This window comes from uncultured Zoogloea sp., assembly GCF_937894855.1.
GTDB lineage: Bacteria > Pseudomonadota > Gammaproteobacteria > Burkholderiales > Rhodocyclaceae > Zoogloea > Zoogloea oryzae.
This window is the reverse complement of sequence record NZ_CALAYQ010000025.1, coordinates 1-26886: the sequence shown is the minus strand read 5'-3', so window position 1 is coordinate 26886 and position 26886 is coordinate 1. Positions and strand designations below refer to the sequence as shown.

22 protein-coding genes and 1 pseudogene are annotated in these 26886 nt (G+C 64.9%); 9 read left to right on the top strand and 14 right to left on the bottom strand.

Features of this window, described 5'->3' with window-relative positions:
* Positions 1-5 precede the first annotated feature (5 nt).
* The 6 genes from Q0672_RS02585 (at position 6) to Q0672_RS02560 (ending at position 6772) form a co-directional block, all read left to right on the top strand.
* Positions 6-1244 carry a hypothetical protein gene (locus tag Q0672_RS02585; RefSeq protein ID WP_298619393.1) on the top strand — a complete coding sequence of 413 codons (1239 nt, stop codon included), beginning with the start codon at positions 6-8 and terminating at the stop codon, positions 1242-1244.
* A 2-nt stretch (positions 1245-1246) separates the two neighbouring features.
* On the top strand, positions 1247-1819 hold the full coding sequence (locus Q0672_RS02580; protein WP_298619391.1) for a hypothetical protein: 573 nt from the start codon (positions 1247-1249) through the stop codon (positions 1817-1819).
* 161 nt (positions 1820-1980) lie between these two features.
* A complete protein-coding gene (locus Q0672_RS02575; protein WP_298619389.1) occupies positions 1981-2748 on the top strand; it encodes a DUF3348 domain-containing protein in 768 nt (255 codons plus the stop codon).
* 2 nt (positions 2749-2750) lie between these two features.
* Positions 2751-5399, top strand: coding sequence for a DUF802 domain-containing protein (locus tag Q0672_RS02570; RefSeq protein WP_298619387.1), 2649 nt, complete (start codon positions 2751-2753; stop codon positions 5397-5399).
* 3 nt (positions 5400-5402) lie between these two features.
* Positions 5403-6044 (top strand): OmpA family protein, encoded by a 642-nt coding sequence (locus Q0672_RS02565; protein ID WP_153160698.1) that lies wholly within the window; start codon positions 5403-5405, stop codon positions 6042-6044.
* Complete coding sequence (locus Q0672_RS02560) at positions 6041-6772, top strand: DUF2894 domain-containing protein (RefSeq protein ID WP_298619384.1); 732 nt, start codon at positions 6041-6043, stop codon at positions 6770-6772. The genes Q0672_RS02565 and Q0672_RS02560 overlap by 4 nt, the downstream gene beginning before the upstream one ends.
* A gap of 22 nt (positions 6773-6794) precedes the next feature.
* Here the strand turns inward: Q0672_RS02560 and Q0672_RS02555 are convergent, their stop codons facing one another.
* The 8 genes from Q0672_RS02555 to Q0672_RS02520 form a co-directional block, all read right to left on the bottom strand.
* Entirely contained in the window at positions 6795-7025 is a 231-nt protein-coding gene (locus tag Q0672_RS02555; RefSeq protein WP_298619382.1) for a thioredoxin family protein, read from the bottom strand.
* 17 nt (positions 7026-7042) lie between these two features.
* Positions 7043-8098 (bottom strand): permease, encoded by a 1056-nt coding sequence (locus Q0672_RS02550; protein WP_298619380.1) that lies wholly within the window; start codon positions 8096-8098, stop codon positions 7043-7045.
* A gap of 73 nt (positions 8099-8171) precedes the next feature.
* On the bottom strand, positions 8172-8714 hold the full coding sequence (gene sigZ / locus Q0672_RS02545) for an RNA polymerase sigma factor SigZ (RefSeq protein ID WP_298619378.1): 543 nt from the start codon (positions 8712-8714) through the stop codon (positions 8172-8174).
* Between the two features lie 190 nt (positions 8715-8904).
* On the bottom strand, positions 8905-10743 hold the full coding sequence (locus Q0672_RS02540) for a 5'-nucleotidase C-terminal domain-containing protein (protein ID WP_298619376.1): 1839 nt from the start codon (positions 10741-10743) through the stop codon (positions 8905-8907).
* Between the two features lie 522 nt (positions 10744-11265).
* Entirely contained in the window at positions 11266-12474 is a 1209-nt protein-coding gene (locus tag Q0672_RS02535; RefSeq protein ID WP_298619374.1) for a DUF3322 and DUF2220 domain-containing protein, read from the bottom strand.
* Positions 12449-15805, bottom strand: a complete 3357-nt coding sequence (locus Q0672_RS02530; RefSeq protein ID WP_298619372.1) for an ATP-binding protein — start codon at positions 15803-15805, stop codon at positions 12449-12451. The genes Q0672_RS02535 and Q0672_RS02530 overlap by 26 nt, the downstream gene beginning before the upstream one ends.
* Positions 15802-16530 carry a DUF4194 domain-containing protein gene (locus tag Q0672_RS02525; RefSeq protein WP_298619370.1) on the bottom strand — a complete coding sequence of 243 codons (729 nt, stop codon included), beginning with the start codon at positions 16528-16530 and terminating at the stop codon, positions 15802-15804. The genes Q0672_RS02530 and Q0672_RS02525 overlap by 4 nt, the downstream gene beginning before the upstream one ends.
* Positions 16514-17977 (bottom strand): DUF3375 domain-containing protein, encoded by a 1464-nt coding sequence (locus Q0672_RS02520; protein ID WP_298619368.1) that lies wholly within the window; start codon positions 17975-17977, stop codon positions 16514-16516. Before Q0672_RS02520 ends, Q0672_RS02525 begins: the two co-directional genes overlap by 17 nt.
* A 128-nt stretch (positions 17978-18105) precedes the next feature.
* Here Q0672_RS02520 and Q0672_RS02515 point away from each other — a divergent pair, with 128 nt between their 5' ends.
* From Q0672_RS02515 to Q0672_RS02505, 3 genes and pseudogenes are all read left to right on the top strand, one after another.
* Positions 18106-19026 carry a YafY family protein gene (locus Q0672_RS02515; protein WP_298619366.1) on the top strand — a complete coding sequence of 307 codons (921 nt, stop codon included), beginning with the start codon at positions 18106-18108 and terminating at the stop codon, positions 19024-19026.
* A gap of 469 nt (positions 19027-19495) precedes the next feature.
* A pseudogene (locus Q0672_RS02510) lies at positions 19496-19587 on the top strand (transposase); the annotation flags it as partial.
* A 130-nt stretch (positions 19588-19717) separates the two neighbouring features.
* Positions 19718-20800 carry a hypothetical protein gene (locus Q0672_RS02505; RefSeq protein WP_298619364.1) on the top strand — a complete coding sequence of 361 codons (1083 nt, stop codon included), beginning with the start codon at positions 19718-19720 and terminating at the stop codon, positions 20798-20800.
* A gap of 20 nt (positions 20801-20820) precedes the next feature.
* Here Q0672_RS02505 and Q0672_RS02500 read toward each other — a convergent pair whose 3' ends face one another.
* The 6 genes from Q0672_RS02500 to Q0672_RS02475 all read right to left on the bottom strand — a co-directional run.
* On the bottom strand, positions 20821-21849 hold the full coding sequence (locus tag Q0672_RS02500; RefSeq protein ID WP_298619362.1) for a hypothetical protein: 1029 nt from the start codon (positions 21847-21849) through the stop codon (positions 20821-20823).
* A gap of 12 nt (positions 21850-21861) precedes the next feature.
* Positions 21862-22695 (bottom strand): hypothetical protein, encoded by an 834-nt coding sequence (locus Q0672_RS02495; protein WP_298619361.1) that lies wholly within the window; start codon positions 22693-22695, stop codon positions 21862-21864.
* A 2-nt stretch (positions 22696-22697) separates the two neighbouring features.
* Positions 22698-23747 carry a hypothetical protein gene (locus Q0672_RS02490; RefSeq protein ID WP_298619359.1) on the bottom strand — a complete coding sequence of 350 codons (1050 nt, stop codon included), beginning with the start codon at positions 23745-23747 and terminating at the stop codon, positions 22698-22700.
* Complete coding sequence (locus Q0672_RS02485; RefSeq protein WP_298619358.1) at positions 23748-24839, bottom strand: hypothetical protein; 1092 nt, start codon at positions 24837-24839, stop codon at positions 23748-23750.
* Between the two features lie 25 nt (positions 24840-24864).
* On the bottom strand, positions 24865-25236 hold the full coding sequence (locus tag Q0672_RS02480; protein WP_298619356.1) for a hypothetical protein: 372 nt from the start codon (positions 25234-25236) through the stop codon (positions 24865-24867).
* Positions 25237-25856: 620 nt separating this feature from the next.
* Positions 25857-26886 (bottom strand): serine protease (locus tag Q0672_RS02475; protein ID WP_298619354.1); only part of this gene is annotated, 1030 nt, incomplete at its 5' end.

The following is a 26886-nucleotide window of genomic DNA, read 5'->3' as shown; positions in this document are numbered from 1 at the left end:
TCACCGTGCGCCGCACGTATCTCATCCTCGCAGCCAGCCTGATCCCGGCAACGGTGCTCGCCGACGCTGCATGCACCCAAGCCCTCCACACCCCGCCAGCGGGGCTCGCCGGCAGCGCGGTCAATGGGAGCAACTGGCTCGACCCCGGCACCCTCCGCTACGGGCTGGGCCAGGCACCGCGCTTCATGCGCGGGATCGCCCTGACGCCCCCCGCGGGCGCTCCGGCGCGCACGCCAGCCCGACAACCCATCGACCCCGACCGGCGCACCGCCACCGACCCCGCCGACGGCGCCCAGCGCAGCTTGCGCCACCTGCTGGAGAACCGCATCGACGCCGACGGCGTGCTGATGCTCCAGCACGGCCAGGTGCTGCTCGACTACCGCCGCAGCGGCTTCGATCCAGCCCGCCCCCAGCTCCTCCTCGAAGCCACCCGCCCGCTGCTGGTCACGATGCTCGCCAAGGCCAGCGCCGAAGGGCGCTTCGCCCGCGGCAAGGCGATTCCCCGCCTGATACCGGAACTGGCGCCCAGCCGCGAGCTGGCCAAGCTCTCCATGCAACGACTGCTCGACGGGCGCACCGGGCTCCAGTGGTCCGACGCCGAGTTCCGCCAATGGCAGAAGGAAGGCGGCTGGATGCCTGCCGGCAGCGTTGGCGGCGTGCGGCCGTGGCTCGTTCGACGCAGCGCGTGGCCCCGGGTGTCCGGCGACCCCGGCAGCGACATGCGCGGCCCCGAAGGCGCCCTCCTGCTCTGGGCCACCGAGAAAGCCTGGAAGAAACCCGCCCCCGACGTCCTCTGCGAGCTGCTCGCGATCAGCCGCGCCCGCAATCCCGCCTTCTGGGCAACCGACCCCGCCGGCACCCCCCTGGCCGACGGCCTCGCCCTCAGCCTTGAAGACTTCGCGGCCGTTGGCCAGAGCCTGCTCGACGCACGCACCCCGTCGGGGCGCCGGACCATTGCCCCACGCTGGTTCGCCGACACCCTGGCCAGCCCGGGCAACCCGGCACAGCCCACGCCCGATGCAATCCGCGCCCTCGGCCCCGACACCACCTGGCAATACCGTTTCGCCCACCCGGGCAAGGGCCACCGCGCCGCCATCATCGGCGCCTACGGCAGCAGCCTCTACGTGGATTTCGATCACGGAACCGTCGTCGCGGTCTTCGCGTCCCATGCCCAGCGCCACTCGCCCATGCTGATGGCCAGCCTGCGCAGCCTGTGGGATGCCGCCATCCGCACCAAGGAGTGACGATGTCCGATCAGCAACGCTTCAGATCCGGGCTGGCCTGGCTGACCCTGACCCTGACCCTGACCCTGCTGCTGCCCGCCCACGGGCTGGCCCGGGCCGAACCCGCTCCACCCGCAACCATCGAAGCGCAGGCCGACGACGCCGCCCCCGCCGGCCGGCTCGACCGCTTCAGCCGCGAAGCCGCCCTCGATCTCACCATTGATTCGGAACAGGCTCCCGACGGCACCTCGACCACCCGCGTGGTGATCGACACCCGGGCAGCTTTCGACACCAGGCAGGACCGCCTGCGCCCCGACTACGCCCGCTTCCTGTCCCGCGTCGGCATCATGCTGCAACGGCATCGCGGCACCGTGGTGAAGGTGACCGGCTTCGCCCGGCACACCAGGGCCGACTACAACCCGGTCCTGCTCGGCCGGCGTGTGCGCGCCATCCAGGTCTTCCTTGCAGAAAACGGCGCGCCCATCGACCAGATCAAGGCCCAGGTAAGAGGCGTGGACGACTACGACGGCCCCGCGGGCGCCGCTGACCGTGCCGCCACCGGAACAATCATCATCCTTGACTTCAGCCACGGCTGACCGCCACGGACGCCCCCCCACCGGGCTTTCAGCCTTGCCCGGCGCGGCCGTGCCGCCGCCACGCCACGTGATCTGCCCCAAGGCCTCTCGGCTCCGCTGACCCCTGCCTCACTTTGTAGTAGCCTTGGCCCCTTTTTTGCAGTTGGGCATTGCCCGCCGGCATGACACAAGGCCTGTCCCGTACGCACTCCCATAGCGCCCGGCTGATCCGCGTGCTCGCCGACCTGGCCGTGGCGGAAGCCCCGGAATCCCGGCAGAGCTTTGCCGACCGGCTCGGCCTGTGGCTGGATTTCACCGACGCGATTGCGCTGTTTGCGGTGATCAACAGCGCCGCGGGCAGCGAACCGGCACGTGTGGCACCGGCACCGTCGACCGCCGGGCAGGCCCTGCGCGACGACTTCACCCGCGTACGCACCGGGCTGGAAGAATCCATCGCCCTCGACGGCCTCACCACGCCCGGCAAAGCGCGGGTCAAGCTGCCCCGGCCGGACTGGCACCCGTCGATTGAAGGCGCGGCGGATTTCCTGCCCTACCAGCGCTACTACCTCGCCCACCAGCGCGACATGGGCGCCGCCATCACGCCGCTGCGGGCCAGCGCCCGGGCCGCGCTGGCCGCCTTGTCGCCGGCCCATAAGCAGCTGGCCCAGGTGGATGGGGTGATGGAACAGGCCCTCGGCCCCCGCGAGCGCAACCTGCTGACCAGCGTGCCGGTGGCGCTGGCGAAGCATTTCGAGCGCCTCCACCAGGCGCACCGGGCGGCCCGCGCCGAAGCCGGCGAGGCCGACAGCCCGGACCAATGGCTGCAGCCCGGCGGCTGGCTGGCCACTTTCTGCAAGGACATGAAGACCATACTGCAGGCGGAGCTGGACCTTCGCCTGCAACCGGTCGCGGGGCTCCTGGAAGCCCTTGGCAACGAGGTGACAAAGTAAGCATGAACAAGAAGATTTGCTGGACGGCCTTCTTCATCGGCCTGTTTGCGGTGGGCTGGGTGGGTGTCGGCTATATCGGCGGCAGCCCGCTGGCCCTCGCGATGACGGTCATCATCGGCCTGGTGTACATGGCCGGCGCGGCCGAGCTGCGTCGTTTTTCGGCCGCCACCGACAGCCTCGCCAAAGCCCTCGCGGCCATCCCGGACAACCTGCCCAGCCTCGACAACTGGCTGGCCGGCGTCGATCCGTCGCTGCAGAACGCCGTGCGCCTGCGCATCGAAGGCGAGCGCGTCGGCCTGCCCGGCCCGAGCATGACGCCTTATCTGGTAGGCATGCTGGTGCTGCTGGGCATGCTCGGCACTTTCCTGGGCATGGTCGTCACCCTCAACGGCGCGGTGATCGCGCTGGAGAGCACCACCGACCTGCACACCATCCGCGCCGCCCTGGCCGCCCCGGTGAAGGGCCTGGGCGTGGCCTTTGGCACCTCGGTGGCGGGCGTGGCGGCGTCCACCCTGCTGGGCCTGATCTCGGCGCTCCTGCGGCGCGACCGGCTGGCCGTCGGGCGGCTGCTCGACGCCCGCATCGCCACCGTGCTGCGCGGCTTCTCCCTCGCCCACCAGCGCGAGGAAACCTACCGCGCCCTGCAGGGCCAGGCCCAGGCCCTGCCCGAGATGGTGAGCACCCTGCAGACGATGATGACCCAGCTGGAACGCCACAACCAGCAGCTCTCCGAGCAGCTCCTCGCCAACCAGCACAGCCACTACCAGGAAGCCACGCGCATCTACACCGGCCTCGCCACGTCGGTGGATCAATCCCTGCGCGACAGCCTCACCGAAAGCGCCCGCATCGCCGGCGCCACCATCCAGCCGGTGGTCGAAGCCACCATGAGCGGCATCGCCCGCGAGACCAGCGCCCTCCACGCCCGCGTGGGCGACACCGTGCAGGCCCAACTCGACGGCCTCGCCGAGCGTTTCGGCCACAGCGTTGCCACCGTCACCGAGGGCTGGACCACCGCCCTCGCCCGCCAAGAAGCCGGCAACGACCGCCTGCACCAGCAGCTCGAGACGTCCCTCCAGGCCTTCGCCAACACCTTCGACACCCGCGCCACCGCGCTGGTGGCGAGCGTCGGCGACACCCACACCCGCATCGCCGATACGGTTCAGACGCAACTCGACGCCCTCGCCGAACGCTTCGGCCACAGCGTCGGCACCGTCACCGACGGCTGGACCACCGCCCTCGCCCGCCACGAAAGCGGCAACGAGCGCCTCCACCAGCAACTGCAGACTTCCCTCCAGGCCTTCGCCGACACTTTCGACGCCCGCGCCACCGCGCTGGTGACGAACGTCGGCGACACCCACACCCGCATCGCCGACACGGTGCAGACCCAGCTCGACGGCCTCGCCGAACGCCTGGGCAGCAGCGTCGCCACCGTCACCGAAGGCTGGACCACCGCCCTCGCCCGCCACGAAGCCGGCAACGCACAGCTCCACCAGCAACTGCAGACCGCCCTCCAGACCTACACCGACACCTTCGACACCCGCTCCGCAGCGCTGCTGGCGAGCGTCGGCGCGACCCACACCGCCCTGCAGGCCGAGCTGGCCACGGCCCTCGCCGCCGCCCGCAGCGACACCCAGGCGCTGCACGCGCAGCTCGCCGGCAGCGTCGCGGCCCAGCTGGAGGGCCTCTCGACCCGCTTCAGCAGCGCGGTGGGCTCGGTGGCCGACACCTGGGCCGCCGCCCTCGCCGCCCACGAGCGCAGCACCGACACCCTCACCCGCGAGACCCGCGACGCGCTGGCGGCCTTCGCCACGCGCTTCGAGGCCGGCGCCGCCGCGCTCCTCGCCACCCTCAAGGATTCCCACGCCACGCTGCAGGGCGAGCTCGCCGCCGCCGACACCCAGCGCCTGGCCGCCATGACCGCCTCGGTGGAAGCCCTCGCCGCCACCCTCAAGGCCGAATGGCAGAGCGTGGGCGAACGCACCCTGGCCCAGCAGGAACAGATCTGCCTGACCCTCGGCGACACGGCCCGCGCCATGAGCGCCGACGCCCGCGCCCAGGCCAGCCAGACCATCGGCGAAGTCACCCGCCTGATGGAGACCGCCGCCGAAGCGCCCCGCGCCGCCGCCGCGGTCATCCAGCAGCTGCGCCAGGAGCTCTCCGCCAGCATGGCCCGGGACAACACCCTGCTCGAAGAGCGCAGCCGCATCATGGAAACCCTGGCCACGCTGCTCGACGCCATCAACCACGCCTCCACCGAACAGCGCGGCGCCATCGACGCCCTGGTGGCCTCCTCCGCCAGCCTGCTGGAAGGCATCGGCAAGCGCTTCGAAGCGCAGGTGGACAGCGAATCCGCGAAGATCGCCGAAGCCACCACCCTTCTTGCCAGCGGCGCCGTCGAGGTGGCCAGCCTGGGCGAAGCCTTCGGGCTGGCGGTGGAGCTGTTCAGCGAATCCAGCGACAAGCTGATGGAAACCCTGCAGCGCATCGAAGGCTCGCTGGAAAAATCCGTCGCCCGCAGCGACGAGCAGCTCGCCTACTACGTGGCCCAGGCGCGGGAGATCATCGACCTGTCGGTGATGTCCCAGAAGCAGATCGTCGAGAACCTGCAGCAGCTTTCCAGCCGGCAGGCGTCCCTCGCCGGGGAAGGCTGATCAATGGAAAGCATCGACGACAACATCGAGCACAGCACGCCGGTCTGGGCCGTCTTTGGCGACCTGATGTCCGGCCTGCTGGGCGCCTTCGTGCTGATCCTGGTGGGCGTGCTGGGCGTGCAGCTGGAGCTCGCCAGCAGCCTCGAGGCCGAGGTGCACAAACGCCAGCAGGAAGAACAGCGCCGCGTGACGCTGGAGAAAGCCCTCGCCGGCCCGCTCGCCTCCGGCCGCGTCACGCTGGATAACGGGCGCATCGGCATCAGCGGCAGCGTGCTCTTCGCCCTCAACTCCGACGAGCTCCAGCCCGAAGGCCGGCAGCTGCTGAAGAGCCTCGCTGCGCCGCTCGCCGCCTACCTGGGCACCCGCGACGAGATTTTGATGGTAAGCGGCTTCACCGACGACCGCCCGGTGCGCGACAGCAACCGCAAGTTTGCCGACAACTGGGAGCTCTCCGCCCAGCGCGCCCTCACCGTCACCCGGGCGATGATCGAGGAAGGCGTGCCCGCCGCGTCGATCTTCGCCGCCGCCTTCGGCCCCGAGCAGCCCGTCGCCTCCAACGCCGACGCCGAAGGCCGCGCCCGCAACCGCCGCGTGGAGATGGCCCCGGTGCCCCGCTCCGCCAAGGCCGCCGCCGAAGGCAAATGAGCGCTGCACCGCCGCTCGATCCCGCCGCCACCCTCGCCGCCCTGCGCGCCGCGGGCGCCGGGCAGATCGACCCGGTGCGCCTGCGCTATCTTGAAGCTCTCGTCCGGCGAAGCAGCCACCCGCAGGACGACACCCGCCTCGTCCGCGCACTGGCCGATTACACCGCACGCCTCGACAAAGCCCGCAGCGAGGCCGACGCCCTCCTCGCCCGCGCCTGCGGTGAGTTTCCCGACGCCGCCGATGAACTCACCGCGCTCCACGCCAGCGGCCACTTCGCCCGGCTCCGCCAGCGCATCGCCCGGCTCGAAGCCAGCCGACGCGTGCCCCTCCTCACCGACCTCGTCACCCACATCGACCAGCGCAAGCGGGCCGACACCACCGGCACCCCGGCCAGCCCCACGGACGACGCCGACGCCCCGGTCGACATCAGTTCCCTCGCCTACTTCGAGAAGATCTGGGCCGAGCTGAAGGTCGAACAGCAACTCGCCGAAGCCCTCGCCCAGGCCCCGGAAAACGCCGGCCCCCTCAACTCCCACCTGCTGGCGCTGCAATCCCTCAAGCTCATGCGCGACCTCTCCCCCGGCTACCTCAAGCGCTTCGTCTCCTACGTGGATGCGCTGCTGTGGCTCGACCAGGCCGACAACGCCGCCAAACCTGCCCCCAAGAGCGCGGCCAAAGGCGAAAAGGACAGGAAACGCAAGGCGGCGCCGCGGGGCAGGAAAGCCTGACCCCGCCGCACCACGCGGACGATCAGAACCAGCCTTCGACCTTGCTCCGGCTCGGCACTCCGCCCGCATGAACCACCTGCCCGTCGATTACCACGCCGGGCGTCGACATCACGCCATAGCCCATGATGGCGGGCAGGTCTTCGACCTTCTCGAGGGTGATTTCCGCGCCACGCGCCTTGGCGACCTCCTCGATCAGCGCGACGGTGTTGCGACAGTTGGCGCAGCCCGTACCCAGCACTTTGACGCTCTTCATTCGATGCTCCCTTCCGCTTACAGAACCAGATTGAACACGTAGCCCACCAGCAGGATGCCCGCTGCCACCACACCGGCGAAGGTGGCAATGAGCCGTGGCTTGAGCACCTTGCGCAGGATGATCATCTCGGGCGCCGACAGGGCGATCACGGCCATCATGAAGGCCAGCACGGTGCCCAGCGCGGCGCCTTTGCCCAGCAAGGCCTCGACGATGGGAATGATGCCGGCGGCGTTGGTGTACATCGGCACCCCGAGCAATACCGCGGCGGGCACGGCCCACCACACATCCTTGCCCATGAAGGACGCCATGAAATCCTCGGGCACGTAGCCGTGGATGCCGGCCCCCAGCCCGATGCCCGCCAGCACGTAGGGCCAGACTTTGCCGACGATGCTCCGGACGTGCTCGCGGCCAGCCTCGAAGCGCGCCACCCAGTCCAGCGCTTCCGGCACATAGCTGGCGCGCTGGCCGTTCTGGATCTGCCGGACCCAGTCCTCCAGATGCGCTTCCATGCGCAGCTGACCGATCACCAGCCCCGCCACGATGGCCACCGCCAGCCCCAGGCCGAGGTAGAGGAAAGCGACCTTCCAGCCAAACATTCCGAACAGCAGTACGAGCGCCACTTCATTGACCATCGGCGCCGAGATGAGGAAAGAAAAGGTGACGCCCAGCGGCACACCGGCCGAGAGGAAGCCGATGAACAGCGGAACCGCCGAACACGAGCAGAAGGGTGTGACGATGCCGAGCAGCGCGGCCAGCGCATTGCCCACCCCGACGCGCCTGCCCGCCAGCAGGGCCCGCGTGCGCTCAGGCGCGAAGAAGGTCTGGACGACGCCCATGACGAAGACGATGCCGGTGAGCAGCAGCAACACCTTGGGGGCGTCGTAGCAAAAGAAATGCACGGCCTCGCCCAGCGCGGTGTGGCGCGTCAGCCCCACGACGGCCAGTATCCCGTCGGCGAATTCCGTCAAGTGGGCGTAGGCGGCCAGCCAGAGCACCGACACCGCACCAACCCCCATCAGCCAGGGCAGCACGGGGCGCCGGACAGGGTTTTCCAGTGTAGGTTGCAGGGCCATTTGACGCTCCTCGAAGTCTGCTCTCACTTCAGGAGACGAAGGCGTGCGCCAAAGGATGCAGGCTGGGGTGAAACTATCTGCCCGCCGGAGGACGCGGTACAAAGCAGCAGACGTGCCCAAGCTCATCGAACTGCACCTGACAGGCGCTCACCATCTGCTCGCGCAGTCGCCGACGCGCCCGCTGCACACGGGATTTCGCGGCCGGCAAGGACAGCCCCAGCCGATCGGCCAGGGCTTGCTGGGAGAGCCCTTCGATGTCGCACAGGGTGATAGCCTCCCGGTCCTCGGGCGACAGCTCACCGAGCACCCGCGGCAGGCATTGGGAGAGCGCTTCCACCGGCGCCGAGTCGTCCGCCACGTCCGCGAGCGCGGGCTCGTCTTCCAGGGGGATCTCGTCCCGGGCCATCCGGTAACGGTCGATCAGCAGATTCCTCGCCACCTGGAACAGCCAGGCACGACGATTCTCGACGCCACACAGGCCCTGATCGAGCCGCGTGGCCCGGAGAAAGACCTCCTGCACCAGGTCATGGGCCTCCTGGGAATCGGGGACACGGGCGGCGACAAAGCGCAGCAGCTCCGGATGGTGAGCCTGCCACGCGTCGAGAATGCATTTCATGGTCGAAGTCGGGGCTCCAGCGGCACCGCACGCGCGGATCATCCGACCGGGATGGAGCGGGCGTCCGCCGCGGCGCATAAGACGATCATAGATGAACCGCGCGGTCGGCTGTGGTCCGACCGGCAGGACCGACCGCCGCGGCCGGGTCAGGCGGCCCCTCAAGCCCGACACAATCCGGCCGCCCCGCCCATCACGGCGTCTCGATATACCCCTGCGTGCTCCGCTCCGCCGCTGCCGGCTTGGCTAGGGCGCCCTTGCTGCGCACGTATTGCAGGAAGGAGTCGGCGTAATCCAGGAGGGTGTCTTCCCGCTGGGCGGCGGGGATGGTCTTGAAGGTGTCGTACTTGTCGCCGCCTTCGGCGGTGAAGTTGTTGGTGATGAGCTTGTAGCTGGCGGCCGGGTCGAGGGCGACCCACGCGCCGCTGCTGTTGCGGATTTCGAGGTTGCTCACCCGGTTGCCCTTGGTCTGGTTCATGTCCACCCGGAAACGCAGGCCGCCGGTGTAGGGGTAGGCGCCGGTGCCGGTACCGTTCATCACCGAATCCACGCCGTCTTCGAGCGCCGACTTGACCTGCGCGCCAGTGAGCACCAGCCGGTAGAGGGTGTTCTTGAAGGGCAGCAGAGTGTAGATGCGGCCCACGGTGAGGTTGCCGGCAGCCAGATCGACGCGCACGCCGCCGGCGTTCTGCAGGCTGATGTCGGCGCCGCCGAAGCGCTGGCCCTGTTCGAGGAAGGCGTCGGCCACGAGCTGCTGGATGTCGCCGCCCTGGGCGATCACGGTGGCGTCCTTGTTGCAGACGTCGCCCAGGCTGGAGCGGCTGGTGTCGCGCTTGGTGCCAGGCACGCGGCGCAGGCACAGGTTGTCGGCGGCGCTGCCGGCCACCTGGGTGCCGAGGGCGTCCTTGGCAGCCTTGAAGGGCGCCAGCGCCGCGGTGGCGGCGGCCGACGGGGTGGTGGTGCGGAACACGCCGGAGGCGTCGAGCTGACTGCGATAGGCGGTGGCGTCGGCCGCAGAGGCAGCCGTGCCGCCCACCTTGTAGGTGTCGCCGACGAGCACCTGGGGCTTGCCGATGCAGCTGGTCACCACGCCGTCGGCGTCGAACTTCACGTCGAGCGCACCCACGGCGTAGGCGTACTGCCAGGCCTGGGCGATGCACACCGGGCGGCCGTCCTTGTCGGTGCTGGCGGTGGGATAGGCGCCGGCGGGCGTGAGACCGAAGCCCTTCATGCTGTCGGGGCCGAGCAGGGTGTGGGAATCACCGCCGACGATCACGTCCACGCCCGACAGCCTGGGCGCGATGGCCTTGTCGGCGTCGTAGCCCAGGTGGGACATCAGTACGATCTTGTTCACCCCGCGGGCGCGCAGGGCGTCGATGGCGGCCTGGGCGGCGGCGGCTTCGTCGAGGAAGGCGGTGGTCGAATCCGGGCGCGAGGCGAACTGGGTCTTGTCCTTGACGGTGAGGCCGATCACGCCGATCTGCTGGCCGCTGCGCTGGATGATGGTGTAGTCGGCGATGCGCGCCGCCAGCGGCGAGCCGGCCGCCGGGCGGACGTTGGCCGACAGCACCGGCGTCTGGCAGCTGCCGGCGTGCAGGTAGTCGATGAACTTCACGAGGCCGGTGTCGGCGCTGTCGAATTCGTGGTTGCCGAGGGTGAAGGCGTCGAAGCACACGGTGTTCATGAGCACCGCGTCGGCCTGGCCTTCGCTCTGGGTGAAATACAGGTCGCCGGTGATGGCGTCGCCCGCGTGGAGCTTGAGCACGTTGGCCTTGCCGGCGGCGAGCTGTTCGATGGCGGCGGTGACGCGGGCGAAGCCGCCCAGATCCACGGTGACCGAGCGGCTGGCGCCGGCGGCGTCCTTGAGGGTCAGCGCGGTGGTTTCGGCATCCAGATGCGAGTGGTGGTCATTGATGTGCAGGATGCTCAGGTCGAGGGGCTCGCCCTGGTTGTTGCTGCTGCCACCACAGGCGGCGAGGGAGAGGGCACACAGGGACGCGGCAAGGGTGCGCAGCGGGGTCGTGATTTGCATGGAGGGCATGGCCGTGGGCAGAAGTGGATTTCCCTGCAGGCTAACGACCTCGCGTTAAACCCCCGTGAAACCAGCCCGGGCGCAAAAAAGCCAACGCCCGATTGGCATCGGGCGTTGGCTTTTGTGTGGCTTGCGGCCCTGTGACTGGAAAAAATAAAGTCGGTCGAGAGCGTCGCGGTCAAGCCATTGATCCATAAGACGTTAGGCCGCACGCGAAAGTCTGTCGGACGTAGTCCGTGTGTCGTCTCAAGTTTCACACCGACAAACAAAGTCAGTCGGTGCTGCAAGGGCCAGTCCAACCAAACCAGCCGCCCGGTTCGGCATAGATCGCGCGGGGGTATTCAAAGAGGGCTACGTTACTCCACACGCCGGTGACGCGCCTGATACACCTGACCGGGCGTCAGAGCATAAGTCGGCGCCGGGCAGGATAAGGTACCGGATCCGGTCAAACTCAGTCTCACGGTCGAACGGCCCGACCATTCATGTTGGGCATCCTGCCGACTTGACGATGTTGCTCTGGCTCTAAATGTGTTCACGAGCCCATTGAGAGGACACACCCCCATAAAGCGCGCGCATCAGCACGGCCATGGCATCAGCCCAGCCCAACCGCTCCTGCTCCATTCGAATACGAGGCCCCCAAGCGCTGACTCTCAGGTTTTCATAAACCGACTGCTCCTCCGCCGTCAAAGCGTCAAGAGGAACGTTGGGGCACTGGGCCGCCTCCTCAACCCACAACGAGCGGTGCGACAGCAGCGTCTCCTCGTCCATAAGGACCGAGCGGAGATGCGGAACGGCACGACGTGCGCGATTCAGGATGGCGAAACCGTGGGTGTCAATATCACCCCAGTACAACACCACCTCTGCCCCAACCAGCCACGGAAGTTCTCCCACCGCACCAACGGCGTTTCCGAGCCGCATGACGACCATCGTGTCGGGCAAGTCAGGTAGCGCCAGGCCGGTCTCCAGGTTCTCGACAACGACAACGGCCCTGGGCGAAATCGGCAACGCCGCTATTTCTGCCAACGGCGCTTCGATGTCGCATAGACCTCCTATGGCCTGTCGCAAGGCAGGGCAAAGGGCCCGAATCCGTACCCGATGCGCCGGCTTCCTCAGCCCAAAGAGGCGATAGAAGTCACTTTCCTCTTCGCTAACCTCACGCAGCGACCGAAGCAGGCCCGCGACCAGGCCCGTGCGCTTCTCAAGCCACTTCGTATCCACCCCTTCCACCGGTATCTGACGAAGATACAAGCCTGATGCTCGGTTCGCGTTCAACCAGGCCAAGAGGGACACTAGCCGTTCGAAGTCCACGGCGGAATAGTCCGCAAGCACATCGAACCGTGTTGCGAGCGCACGCCCCCCCATGTCTGGCCACCGCTCCCGCATCTGCTGACAGCGTTGCGTAGCAATTTCCCAGCGCCGCAACTGCCCTACGCAATCAGCGACAGCCGCCGCATCCGGCAAGGTCAAGCTGACCGGCAGCCGATGCCGGCCCAGCCTGGCAAACTGGCGCTCCTCGAACATAAGCTCACCTGGCCCCGTCCTCGACTGCCAGGCTGATGCCCAAGCCCTGACTGCTGCCACGTCGTCCGTGATGTCCTTTTCGGTCGGGACACCCAAATTGACCGTCAGCGGCCACGCACCCTCGCCTGCCAACCAGTTCTGGTGCTGGTTGTTGAAGCGCCGAACTAGGAAGTCCCGAGCGGCGTCAGGAGATAGCAGCTTCTTCGGCATTGCGAACATCCTGGGTCAGCTTCAAGCGTTGAGCGCCACGGTCGTACTCGATGGGAATGACAGCCGACTTCTTGCGGTCCTTGATATGCACGAAGCAGGCGCCGCCGATGAACGGCTCCAGCGTCATCACCGACTTGAGTGGCGTCGCCACAATCATCTGGAAGCCAAAGGTCTTGAAGATATTCATCGCCATCGCCGTGAACTCGGCATCAGCCTTGTCGAAAGCCTCGTCAAGCACCACGGTGGAGTAGCTCGGCAACGCCCTGTCCTGACCACCAAGTTGATAGCGCAGCGCTGCAGCCAAGCAGGTCGCCGCCAGCTTCTGGCGCTGCCCACCCGATTTGCCGGCTCCGCTGCGGTAGACCTCCACCTCGATGTCGTCGCCGTCAAGCTCACGAGCGACAAACTCCACGTGTTGCCTGACATCAAGCACCAGGTTGCGCCAGTTCTTGTCCACGGTCTCCTGGCTCGCAAGACGCTTGACCAAGGCCGCCAAGGTCTTGAAACGCTCCTCGGCCAGATCGCGGTCATTCGAGAACGAGTGGCTGAGCGACTCTTTCAAGCTCGCACGAAACAGCCGCACGTCCTCGAGAGACTTGTCCATCGTCTCGATGACCAAGTGGGTCCCCGGGTTGAACGGCGCGGTTTTCAAGCTCTCGTTAACCAATTCCATGCGTGAGCGGATAGCCGAGCGCTCTTCGTCCAGTTTGGTCGCCAGCAACGTGAGGTTCTGGTCGCTCTGTTCGCGTAGCAGGCCGAAGAAGCGGCCCTCATAGGCGGGCAAGTTGTCGTCTTCGAGACGCTTGAGCTTGGCCAAGTAGTCGTCCGCACTTTCCAGCGTTGCGTCTAGACCGCCAGCGACTGCAGGCCACAAGCGGTTGAATTCAACGAACCGCTGAACGATGGAACCTTTCAACTCCGTCAAGCGAGACTCCAGCACTCGCAACTCGATGCTGAGCCCTCGGTCGACCTGCGCATGCACTTGGTCGAGACTCTCAAGAGTGACTTCCTTGCCAACGGCCTCGTACCTGGCTGCAATCTGGTCTGCGAACGCCGGCGCGCGATCAGAAGTTGGCCACAGACGCGCCAGCTCGGCGAGTTTGCCGTTCAGCTTTTCGAGGTCCTTGGCGATGCCCCGGCCTTTCGCGTCCTCGTCATTCTTCTTGCCGACAGCCTTGGAATGCACCGTCTCCTGCGTTTTGATACGGTCGTCGAGAATGGCCAAGTCTGGCCGCGCATCCCGTTCCGCCTTCAGACGCATCGTCAAATCGTCGATGCGAGCCAGGAGAGCGCCAACGTCGACATCATTCCAGGTCAGGTTCGACAGGTTCTGGCAGTGCAGAAGCTGCTCTTGCTGGAGATCCTCTTCGTCACCAATTTTCTCGAGCGCTGTCTGCAGTTCGGAGATGCGCCCACCTAGCTCTGCCGCGCGGCTCTTGTAGAGCGCCAGCTTCTCCTTGTTGTCGAAGCCCAGGACCCACTGGCTGCGGTCGTTGACGTTGTGTCGGTCGTTCTTCTCGTGCCGGGTCGTGCTGTGCTTGACCAAACCTTCCCTCGTGACCGCGCGTGGCGCATTCTGGAAGATCTGCATGGTGTCCGCGCACTCGAGGTCAAACGCGTGCTTCAGCTCCTCGCGAACCCAATCACCGAAGGGCCCTGGCGCCAGGTTCAGTTTGCGCACCAGCGAGTTCGGACCGGGGGTACGCCCAGAGGTCTGTTGGATGGTCCGGAAGTACACCAGGCGCTCGCCGATGTTGCGCTCGTTCAAGTAGCCGGAGACTGCGGAGTAGTTCTTGTCATCGACGAGGATGGCTCGTGCGAAGCCGCCGAGAACACGTTCGATGGCACCTTGCCATTCGGCTGAGTCGGAACGCACTTCCACCAGCTCTCCAACGAAGGGCAGCTTCTCTTCCGGGATCGAAAGGTCGCGCGCCATGCGCTCTCGCAGGTCCACCAGCCGCGCCGGAAGGTTCGATTTCTGGCGCTCAAGCGCCCTTACCTCAGCCACCGTCTTGGCGAAGTCATCACTCGCTTGACGATGGTCAGTCTTGAGCTGATCCTTGCGGCCTTCGAGTTCCTTCTTCAGGTCGCGGGACTTCAGAACACGCTGCTTGGCAGCGTCCACCCGCTGAACGAACCAAACGACGCCGTCGGGCACAGCCCAGCCCATGGCCTGGCAGGCCGCAGCCGCTTGGTCGCGCTTTGCCATTCGGACAGGCTTTTCAGCTTCGGCCGTCTTGATATCTTCTTCCAGACGGTCAAGAACTTCAGCGCCCATGTTGAGCTTCTGTCGCTGCAAATCCGTCAGCTTCTCGAACTCGCTGTCGGCAATCTGGGATAGCCGCTGAACCTCTTGGCGAGACGCCTCCTTGTCCACTTCCAGTTCCGCAACCCGCTCATCGAGGAGAGCCTTGCGACGAAACTCTCGGTACTGGTCAGTGGCGGTCTGGATGGCCTGCAAGCAGTTGCGCTCGTTGTTACCTCGCCCCAACTCCATGTGCTCATCACGCGCCGGCTTGAGCGTCTGGATTTGCTTGCGAGCAGCCACCACCTCCTGGTGCGCCTCGTTGAGCTCCCCGAACTCGTTGACCAGGCTGGTAGCAATGCCGAATGTCTCGGGCTCATCGAGCATGAAGTCCCGCAGGAACACGTTCAGATCGCCGAGGTTCTTCGCCGATTGCGTCTTGTGCAGGAGCCGAAGCGCACGCTCGTTATCGATACCCAGCAAGCGGCGGAAGCGCTCCTGGTAGGCGCTGAACTCGGTATGCACCTTGGCATCAGGCAGGTCGTGCTTGAAGCGCCGCGTGTCGAACTCGTTCTTGGCAAAGAACTCCAGTTCCTGCACGTCAAACTCGCGCTCCAGGGTCAGATACAAGCGCTTGGCGTCCCCTGAGGCCGTCGAGTTTCCCTTGACCCATAGAACCTGGGCGAGAACGACCACATGGCCCTGCTCGTCGCAGTAGGTCTCAGCGATGGCCGACCAAGTCGTGCCGCTACGCAGGTACTGCGAGACGTACTCACCGCCATCGCCCGTCTGCTGCGCCCAAGCGCCCCGAAGGTAGGTCATAACACTGCGGTCACGCCCATGTCGCTCGGCCTCGCGCGCAGCGACGTTGAAGTCCACCCACTTCGGTGGTGTCAGCAATGCCGCATGAGCGTCCAAGACCGTCGACTTGCCCGAGCCGGATGGGCCGACAAAGAGGTAGCCCTCTTTGGGGATTGGGAAGTCGAAGACGTTGGAGAACGTGCCCCAGTTGAACGTCTGGATGCGAGTGAGCCGAAACTGGTCATCGGCGCCTTCGAGCAGGGCAGTTTGGCCAAAGGGGTTCACAGCGCTTCTTCCTCATCTACCGGGTTATCAAACTGTCCGTCGCCTTCGATACCGTCCTCGTGAGCCGCCGCTGGCGCAGATGCCAACGAGGCGTAAGTTCTCGCCAAGTCCTGAATTTCCTCAGCAGAGAACAACAGCTTCAGCGTCGGCGCCACCTCATAGCGCTCGCCAGAGCCGCGGATAAACTGCAGCAGGCTCAGCTTCTTGGCCTTGTCAACGGCGTTGACAATCTGCCGTTCGAACCTCGCGTGGTCGGGATTGCTGTCCCGCTCAAACACCGACAAGTGCTGCTGCATGTCGTCGAAGGACACGACCGCGCGCTCGCCCTGAGCATCGGCCTGGGTCAAGCGCTGGCGCAGAAACAGCAGCAACGCCGTCTCCAAGAAGGTCAGCGACGCCTTGCGCAGCAGGATAGGCACGTCGAACTCTTCGGAGACGACCTGCCGTGTGAACGCGACGCGCTGCTCGTGGTCGATGACGACTTCCAAGAACAGGTCGTGCATACGCGACCGAATGACGGCTTCGTCGCGCAGCAGCACTGGCCAGAGTTTGGACTGGCGCCGAGCATCCACCGAAGGGCCCAGAAGCAACTGCACGAGCACCCGCCGAGTGTCGACGGGAAGTCCGCCCTTGTCGCCGCGGAAGATTGTCGCTTCTACGGTCGGCGCGTCCGGTGCCTGCTCCTCCGCAAGAGGCTCGTCCGTCGAATCAGTCAACGAGTTCAAGATAGCGCTCCCTCATGAAATAGATGGTCGGCACCTTGGCGCGACGCTGCGTCGCGTCGTCACCGGCCCACGAAACGACTTCGGATCCGTCCGTGACTTCGCCATGCTTGGCCCCCAGGGCCACGTATCCAACGACGCTGCCGAGCCCCTGCTCTGCCGGGAACTCCGTAAGGACCTGGCCGATGGTGACCTGCGACTGGCGTTCGAGAATGGAGCGCAGATGCGCCTTGAGCGTCCGGAAGTCGATTTCAGACTGGCGGACAAGTTCGCTCACCGCGTCGAGGTCCAGCTCTGAAGGCTCGGCGGCAAGCATCGACGAATCGGTCACACGCTGCGCCGGGTCATACAGAGCCCACTGAGATACCGACCGAATGCGGCTGCTGGATTGCATGAGCTCGAAGCCGACCTGCTCGTTTGGGCGCACCATGTCCTTGGCACTCAATGCCGCCTGTGTTGCCTCTTTCAGCAAGCTGTGCAGCCGACGGTGCTCGAGGAACTCCCGGCTCTGGACGAAGCTTTTCAGGCTGCGGGCGAAGTGCTGCAGTACGTCGTGCACACCACGCCCCTCGTTGAGCAGCGCGCCTGTCAGCCCCAGCAGGAACTTCCGCTCGTGTGATTCAAGCTGCCGGGCGAAGGGGCGCCCCGTTACTTCATCTAATGACTCCCGCAAAGTGGTGGCTTGCTCGCTGTCTGTCAGCAGCCGCCAGAAGGCATTGAAGGTCCGGCCAGCATCGCTCTCGCCGATGAGGTCCACGCCTGCGAAGAGCTGCTCCAGCACATCGCCGCGGCTGCCATAGTTCTCCATGAGGCTCTGCCGCAGCCCGCGGTTCAGGCGTTCAAACTCGTCGCGAACGCTCCGGAAATCGGCAGCTAGTTCCTGCGCCAGGGCAATGACCTCTCGCGCGCGCTCCAGCGCTCGGTCAGGTGCGAGTGTCTTGACGGCTCCACGTTCGACCTCTTCGATGGCCCTGTCGATGCGGTCGCGCTCAGCGCGTAGTGCTGCCATACGAGCTTCAGGGCTGGTGTTCGTCTCCTCGGCCAAGCGTGACAGCTGGTGGATGACGACTGACAGCCGGCTCTCGGTCGCGGTAGTCCTTGGCTTCAACAGGCCGGTGACGAAGCGCAGCGCGGTCAGAGCCTCAGCCGACAGCTCGTACTCCTCCTCGGGAGCGCCGGTCGGAAATCGCCGCGTCAGCCATCCCTGGTTGAGCCATTCGGCGACATAGGCCTGAGGCGCCTGCGGCAGGTCTTCGCCTGCCGAGCGAAGAGCATCGACGTCACGAGCAAGACGTTCCAGGAGCACCGAGCCCGGCAGAGCTTTGTCAGCCTCCATGAACAATGCCTGCAGCAGCGCAATCACCACTGGGGCCTTGGCGGCCGCAAGCAGTTTCCACAGCGGCTGCTCCCGCAGATTGCGGAAGGCTGCAGCACCACGAAGCGCCTTCATGCAACACCTCCGTCGACTCGACTGCCGTTCGCGACTCGCACCTTGAACCTCCAAGCGGAACTGTCTCTCAAATATACGACTACTTTTTATACTCGTCTAGTTTTTATTCTTATGGCAAAATCTTCAACATGAAAGAACGTAGCAGCCCCACATCAGACACCGCCAAGGCGGCCGGACGCCCGACCAGCAGGTGGAGCCAAGAACGACGGCTGGAATTCATCGACTTCCGCTTGCGATGGGACGGCCGACTCAATAGAGGGGACCTGGTGGACTTCTTCGGCATCTCCGTGCCGCAAGCGTCTCTGGACATATCCCGGTACTCCGAGCTGGCGCCAGGCAACCTTGTGTACGACCGAAGCTCGCGGGCTTACCTCGCCTCGGACGGCTTCAGCCCTCTTTACGCCTCGAGCGACGCAAGCCGCTACCTCAGCGAGCTGCTTGATCAAGTGGCCGGCTTTGACTCGGGGCCCAGCAGCTTCCTCGCATGGACTCCCACGGTGGCTACCGTCCCTAGTCCCGAACGAACGTTTCGCATTGATGTCCTTGTCGCGTTGTTGAAGGCAATCCGTGAGGGCACGGCCTTGCGAGTCCTCTATCAGTCGATGACACGACCGCATCCGACCTCGAGAACACTGTCTCCCCATGCGCTAGCCCATGACGGATTTCGCTGGCACGCTCGTGCCTACTGTCACACGCGCAAGGAGTTCCGCGATTTCGTGATTGCCCGAATGCTCGAGGTCAACGGATCAGAGCCCGCAGCGACGGCCAGCGCTGAAGACGACCAAGAGTGGCACTCCATCGTGCCCCTGGTGCTTGTTCCGCATCCGAATTTATCTGAATCTCATAGGCGAGCGATAGAGCTCGACTTCGGGATGAAGGACGGCCAGGTCGAGTTTCAGTGCCGTCAGGCGTTCCTCTTCTATGCATTGAGACACCTACGGCTCGATCTTGACCAGTCTGCCAGGCCAGAAACGCAGCAGATTGCTTTGAAGAACCGAGCATTCGTCGAAACAGTTATGGCCGGGCGGATATCTACCGCCCAACGATGAAAATGGCACTGCGTACGGAAGCCTGTAATGCCGACCACCACACCAGCTAACACTGCTCCTGCCTGGGACGCTTGCTAGTCGGAACATGCCGTGGGCGCGGCGGGCATCTCGTCGTCAGCTACGAGCGCAGCATGGGCGGTTTTACACCCCCCATAACCTGACCCACGATCCACGGATAATCTCGCATGGAAATCGAGGATGCCAACCCATCGAAAGCAATCAAATTGAATCGCCCCGGGTTCCCCAAACGCATGCCGTTACACACAACTCCTTCGGCATGAACTATTCTCATTAAAAAAAGTGTTGTCACTCTGCATATTTTACGTAAAATTTATCGCAGCTTCATATAAGAACAAGTACTTACGCGAATCATACGGAATGCCACCCGAGTTTTGTGTAACGGCATGCCCTAAGCGGTCCAGTGGCCTAACTTAACCAAGTGGCCTCCGCGAAAGCCGGGTCGATTCAGCGTGAGGCCGGCCAGATCGTCTCGGTAGCCGCCATAATCGCCATCGGTACCGACACCGACGGGCGACGCGAGGTGTTGGGCATGCAGGACCGCTGCCCGCTTGTGCGATGTCCTCCGTGAGAGGAATCCGCGCTAGAATCGTCACAGGAGCCAGCATGTTCAGGAGCCATGCCAGCAAGCGCCGCCGAAGCTTGTGCGCGTTACCTCAGGCGCTTAGGCGGCTTGTCCAAGCTCGTCGAGATGCCTTACGGCCTGCACTCGCGACTTGACCTCGGTCTCGGCGAGTTCTCCGTGGCCGCTCGCGCCTTCCTGGCGTCTTCGGCGCAGCAACTCGAGGCGATAGACCTCCACCATCGCCTTCACTTCGGCATCGTCGAGAGGGCGCTTGATACTGGCGAGTCCAGCAGTGGCCGCCAGGACGCCTATGCCGTTGCCGACCCTTTTGCCAAGCCGGAGGAGGTGCCGACCAGCTTCGTGCTGTTTACGCTGCCGTTTGCGCGAGACATCTTCCTGGCCTGGGACGCACTGCTCTCACGGCGCGAGCTGTTCACTGAAGTTGGAGACCCTGAGGCCGAACAGCCAGTGGCAGTAGTCGTTTCCCCTCGGCCGTCGGACCCAGTTCGGGCTGCATATGCTAGGGACCAAGCGCTGCTGACCTTGGAGTTCGCGCTGCTCCACGAGTTCTATCATGTGGCGGCCGGGCATCTCGCGGCCATCAACGACGGTAGCCCCGGCGCGAGGCTGCACGCGGTCACAACGTCCACCGAGCAGAGCCACGTGGAGTCCAGCCGCTACAAGGTGCTTGAGCTCGACGCAGACGTCATGGCCTTACGGCATCTGACGATGAACGCATTGAGCGGGCAGCCGCTTGTGCCGCACGAGGTGCTCACCACCGCCTCAGACGTCGAGCGGTTTCATCACATCGGGCGCGCGGTCACGCTGCTGTTCCGTTTGATTGAGCTATGGCGGCGCAACGCCAGTCTCGTGTACACGGCCAAGGAATTCCATCCTCACCCGGACGTCCGCGACGCCACGCTCCACGCCTATCTGCGACTAAACGCCGACCCCGAAGGCAATCGCAGCACCGAGCTCGCGGAAGCGTATAGCCAGGGACAGAGCGACATCATCGACGCGCTTGAGGCGATGAACACGCTCGCGCCGAACTTTGGAGTCGTCGAAGGACTGGGACAAGACCTGGCAGTGCGAGAGATGGAGTGGCTGGTCCCGGAACTCAATCGCATTCGCAAGAAAGGCGTAGGTCCGACGGACTTTCGACGCGTTGCCGCACAGCGGGGCAGAGGCTAGACCGGGCAGCCGTCCGCCGCTTAACTCAGACGCGCCCAGGTCTCCAGCACTTTGAACGACTTCTCGACAAGGGCGGCGGTTTGGCTATCCAACGGTACGCGGTCTGTCATCACTTTTCTTAGCGCATCCCCGCGTACTGCCGGCGGCGGGTGGAGCGGACACAGAGGCTTCCCCGTCACGCTCTCTACGACGCTCAGCCAGTGGAAAAAGACATAGATGACAACGAAGTTAGCCCACCGGCTCGCATCGGCCGTGGTGTGGCCGAGGATGCGCTCCAGCGCATAGCCATCGGCGGCGTACTCAGCACTCCAGTGCCGCTCCGTTTGCTTGACCGTCGCCTGCGTGCCGGCAACATGAAACTGATACTCGGCCATCAGCTCGTGGTCCCGGTGTACCGCGTGTCCTATCTCGTGCAGAAGGACGAACTGCAGAAGGAGGATGGTCATCTGCATCTGCGCCGCCGACAACGCGCCTTCGATATCGGGCGGGACTCCCTCGAAGAGGACGCTGTTGGTGTGCTTGGCTGACGGCGCCAAGAAATGCTCGATGGCCCTTCGGTACGACTCGACCCCTGGCTGCTTGAACTCCAGGAGGTCGCCGTCCAGGTTCTCAAGCAAGAACGCCTTGGCCAGGAGCTGCGCGCAGATGAACAGGCCCTCGTTCAAGACCACGAGGTAGCCGTCGAGCTTCGCGCCCCACGGGGTTCGGTCGACGCAGAAGCCGTCAACAGCGCTCAAGGGCAGTAGCCCGAACACGGTTCTGCGGAAGACCTCGACCTCGCTCGGTAGCAAGTACTCCTCGAGGTCGCGGGCCGTTTGGTCCACAACGCCGAGAAGGCTTGGACTCAGGTCCGATTTGAGCTGTTCCGAGTCGAGGAGTGCCTCGAGTTCAGTGGCACGTTGCTCCTGTCCGAAGAATCGAAGAGTTGCCATCAGCTTGGTGCGGCGGCTCTCAGGTGTGCCCGTTTGCTCGCTCACGAGCCACCAGGCGTCATGCCGATTGCGCGACACCTGGGTGAGGTACGCCAGGTACTCCTGCGGCGATTGCATTGCCGGAGCCATCTAAGCTACGCCTGGGCCGAAGACTTCGCGCCAGACGCCGGCGCCCTCGTCAAATAACTCCAGGCGATGCACGCGCGGCCCGCCTTCTAGCGCAATCTGCACGCTCCCACCCGGCAGCTCCGGATGCTCTTGGGCGAGCGGCTCATAGTAGTAGCCGTAGAAGCGCAACTTCTCATCCTCTGGGTCGTGGCGGTCTCCATTGAAGGCAACGTAGGCGGACCGGCGGACATCTTCCGTCAGGACGGTTGCGCGCAAGCGGCAGTCGCTCCAAGTCGGAAGTATCTGGAGCGCTTCCCGAGTGGCATGGGGTGTGGCCCAGGCGTCATACGAACACCAGTGGAAGTTCGGCTTTGTGCGGCGCACGGGTCGGCGCTGCTTGGGCACGGCAGGTAGGCTCCGCGTTCGCGCAATGAAGTCGATGAAGGGTTCCTTGTTCTCACCTGATACCGTTCGCGTCGAGTCAAGAACTCGATACAGACACGGGGCAAGCGTCTCGATACCGACAATCCGGAACTGAGGGAACGCTGGTCGCGCCGGGATGATTTCAACTGGATAGTCGCGCTCGTAGCCGACCATGCCTCCGACCCAATCGCGCATGTGCTCGAGACTACGGATGAGCGCTTGCTTTCCCTCCAGCTTGTCCGTGTGAAAGATGCGGGCGAGTTCCGCGGTTCGGTGTCCGCCGAACTCGTCAACGAAGCGGGAACAGACGATGAGGAACCCTTCGACGGCTGCCTCCGTCAGCAGTTCGCCCACGAGCCCCTCAAGGACGTCGTACTGCTCGCGACTCAGCGGGTCGTCTTCGGGATGCCACTTGGTGAGCAGGTGTCGCATGCCTAGGCGCCAACTTCGCGCCGGAAGGCAGCAAGTCGCTCTGCCCAGTACGCGTGCCAGTCCAGCCCCTCTCCGGAGAAGCGTCCGGAGCCAAGCTCGAGTAGGCGCCTCGCCCGCGTGAGCGGTGCTGGATGCGTCTGCGAGATGAGGAGGGACTCTGCTCCCTCCAATCGGTAGGCGAGATCCATCAGTTCAAACACGACTATTGGTGCGTGGTCTATCTGAGGGCCGAAGCGTAGGTTCTTCCGAATCTCGGCGGAGTACGGCATCAGACCAAGGTACCGCTCGAAGCCGAAGGCATCAGCCGCCAGCTCATTCTGTTGGTCGTAGGTCAGTGTCGCAGCGGTTCCCTGTCCATCGGGCGCTGTTCCGAGTAGGCGCTGAGTCACAGGGAGGTGTCCCAGCGCATAGTGGCCGATCTCATGGAGGAACGCCCAAGTGAACACGGCATCGGCAAGACCGGCGCCAAAGACCCCCGTCTCCATGTCCAGTGTCGCACCGCGAGCCATGTCCATCCCACTCGGGCCGATGCGTGGGTCGTTCGCTACCCACGATGCGGCGGCATTCCTGAAGAGCTGTACGCCGAACGCCTCGCGCTCCCCGGTTCCCTCTGCCCAGTGGAGCACCCCCATAGCAGCGGCGCACACGAAGCTCCACAGTCCCTCGGACATGACAATCAACGGTCGCTTGAGGAACGCCGACCGCAGGATGACTGGATTGGCAGTGCGAGTGACGGGCGCCTGCGCCACGAGCGGAGGTGTGTCTTTGACGAAGTCGTCGCGCAGTGCTAGCTGCCAAAGGTCATACAGCATGGACTCACGTTGGTCCATCTGGCGTAGCACTTCCTTGGGGTCGGGGACGAACCCGTCTCCGACGTCAGCCCAGAGGCCGCTGAAGTGCTGAACGTAGCCTTCGATATCGGCGCCGCTTGACCGCGCGAACGAGACGAACCCGCTGCGCGCCAATGCCGACCGTGCGGAAGTGCTGAGCAGGCCCTCGAAGAGCTCGCCCTCGCCAGAGAGCGCAGGTTTGGCAGGTTCTGCTGCCAGCATCTACGAAGCCTCGGTGTCGGGGTGCACGTGGGCCGCAAGCAGCTGGAGCGCGTCTTGTGCGGGTTGCCAGTCAACGGTGTTCAAGGCCTCGGTGTAACGCAGAAGCGCGTCCACCGAGAAGTGCTCACTCGGCAGCGACCACACCTTGGTGCCAGCCTCCAGGGCGACGGCGACAGCGTCGTGGCCTACGGCGTCGAGTGGGGCGATGCCGCGCGCGAGCGCGTAGAGCGTGGCGATACGGTTGACGCACAAAGGATGAGTGGTCGGACCCACTCCTGCCGTTGCATCCACGTAGTTGTGAAGGAGCAAGAAGAAGGTCGCCGCGTGTACCAGGGGCAAGGCAAAGGCCTCGGGGACCGAGCGGAGCGCAAAGGCGTCTGCATAGAACTCCTCGCGCTTGGCCTCGCCCACGTCCTCTGGAACGGCAAACTCCCAGACTAGGTGCGGCGGCTGGTCCGGCACCTTCGACTGTCGGCGGTAGTCGACATGCCCGAGCTCGTGCAGCAGCAGAAACATCAGCACCGCTTCGAGCACGACGTCAACGCGGTGCCTGGTGGTGGCATCGAGGAGGCTGGCCGCCGCTGGCAGTCTCCGCGGCACCTTGAAGTGAAGCACCGCGCTTGCGTTGAAGTACTGAATCATCAACCGCAGCTCCTCGACAGCCTTGCCGCGACCGCGGGTACCCAACTCGTCAGTGATGGCCTGGTCCTTCTCGATGAGTCTGATTGCCGACTCGAGTTGCGCGCTGGCGATGACCAGTCGCAGAGCCTCCATCAGCCCGAGGCTAAGGAAGATGGTCGTCCTGTCTCGGTCAATGAACGTTGATGCGCAGCTCTCGAAGATAGGGAAGAAGTCGAAGCCCACGTCCGGCACTTCGTAGGCGTGCGGGCCAAGTACGCCCTTCATGCTCTGCCTGCGGTCGTCAAGGAAGGCCGACGAGAGCCGGTGCATGTCATCAAGGCCGACGCTGCTGTTGCGCATCCTCGTGACGATGAGCGCCGTCGTCGGCACCGCGTGCAATACGCCAGTGGCGAGCCCATCCGCGAGGCGCGCCAGAAGGGCTCCTATTTGGTCAGCGCTTGCCGCCTCCATGGTCGACGCTCACCGCGACGAGGTCTCAGCGGCCGGCGATGCACCCGGTATGGGGCTGCGCGCTCGCTCGCACCTTTGCCTCGAGCCTCGCCTTGTCGGCCGTGGTCGCCTTGTCGACGGGCTCGCCGGCGATGACGCACTGGGATGTCAGTGCTGACTTGAGGACGTCGTAGACGGCATTGCCGACAACGCCGTTGGCGACTCCGCTACCGAACACTAAGGCGAACGTGATGACCTTCGTCGACTTAACCGCACCCAACTCCGTGTTGAGTTCCAGGCCGTCGACAGCAAGCGCGCCGCCCGGGCCTTTCAGAGCCTCCAACTGGGCGTACAACGCCTCCGCTTCGCTGGGGTCGGGGCAAACGAAGACAACCTCGACCGACTGCAAGTTGCTCATAAGTGGCTCTCCCTTAGGCGGTGATTGACTCAGTGTATCCGGGGGGGCGCCGGAACGCCACCTTAACCTGGGCCTGCTGTTGCCGGCGCTCAATGCCAGCTATGCCTGAAGTGTCAAGGTGAAGTTGAACCGCCCAAAGAGGCTTCCCGAGGGCGCGCCCCCCGATCGGCCGTAGCCGTTACGGCTGGAGATGGTCAACGCATGAGCGCATAGTCACCGCATTAGGCCCACCCCACTACACCGACCGACATCATCGTGAGCATCGCCAAGTCCTAGACACGCCAGCGCCTGCGGCGTCACCAAAGCGGCTCCGACCGTGAACGACCGCTCCCGCGTCGTGCGACGGGCTCGACCCGACCCGGAGCGGCCGTTCTCGGCCATCTGCATGGACGACCGCTTCGGAAGGCCGACAGGGTCAGCTTCGCCAACAACCCTTTGAAAGGGAAAGGCCTTTCTTCTCGATGAGGTCCATGAAGCCGCCGAGTAGCTCTTCGTTCCTTCGTTCCTCGAGATGGTGACGATGATTTCGGGAGGGCCATACTCATACGGATCCTCGCCTTCGATGTCTACAAATCCAGTGCGATTGAGGTGCAGGTCAACCTGTCTGTCCAGGCTAACGCTTACGGGCAGGTCGGCGCCGCTGATGCCCCAGACGAGGCCCCGGCGGGACGCTGCCGCGTATAGACCGCCATGTCGATCCAGCTTCGGCGCCGGTCGAAGATCGGACCGCTCGACAGCGAGTAGTCGAAAGTCATCGACTTTCTGTCGTCGGAAATCTGGGGTGTCGGGAAAGTGAGGGCCGTCGGGTTCAAGCTCAGCTTGTCGACCCGCTCGATCGCCTCAATCACGTAGCCTGGCCTGGCGGCGATGGTGTCGTGGTACTGCTTGACCGTCTCGGCGAGCCCATGATCTGTCTGAAGCCTCGACAGTGTGTCGGTGACACGAATGATGCCCTCGGCCGCAGAGTTGTGCGCGGCAGCCTCGGCCCACACCGAGTCGGGTACCAAGTCGATGAAGCCCGCGGCCGGCACGGCGAACTTCACGCCCGTCACGGCCACTCCACCAACGCTCTCGATGCCGCTATAGACGATCCCGATGGCGCAGCCAGCGGCGTCCACGACAGGTCCGCCGCTGTTGCCTTGGTTGATCAATGAGTTCGTGGTGAGATCGTCGTCGGGTTTTGCTCCCACGATGCCGTCGACCATGTGGGTATCGGGCAATCCGATGGGGTATCCGAGCACGAAGATCGCCTCGCCGGCGGCCGCGGCCGTGCGCCGTATCGGAACGGTGTGCAAATCAGTCGGCGCACCGAGGATGCGCAGTAGCGCAGCGTCCTTGGTCGGGCTACGCTTGACCAAGGACAGTACGTACGGACGGCCCTTGATCGTCGCCACGATGACTGGACTCGGCGTGCGGTCGGGCACCACGTGCTTGGCCGTGAGTACGAGCCCCGCGTTCGAGATGACAAAGCCAGAGCCCTGCTCGCCGCCCCACGCATCCCCGTCGCCGGCGGTGGACTTGATCAGAATCACACCGGGAGCGGTACGGGCAAAGACCTGCGGGCCTGACTGGGCGCGCAGGTCTGCTGTCCATGCTGTCACCGACCGGCACATAGGAGCCACTTGATGATCGGCACAATGGAGCCAGGGC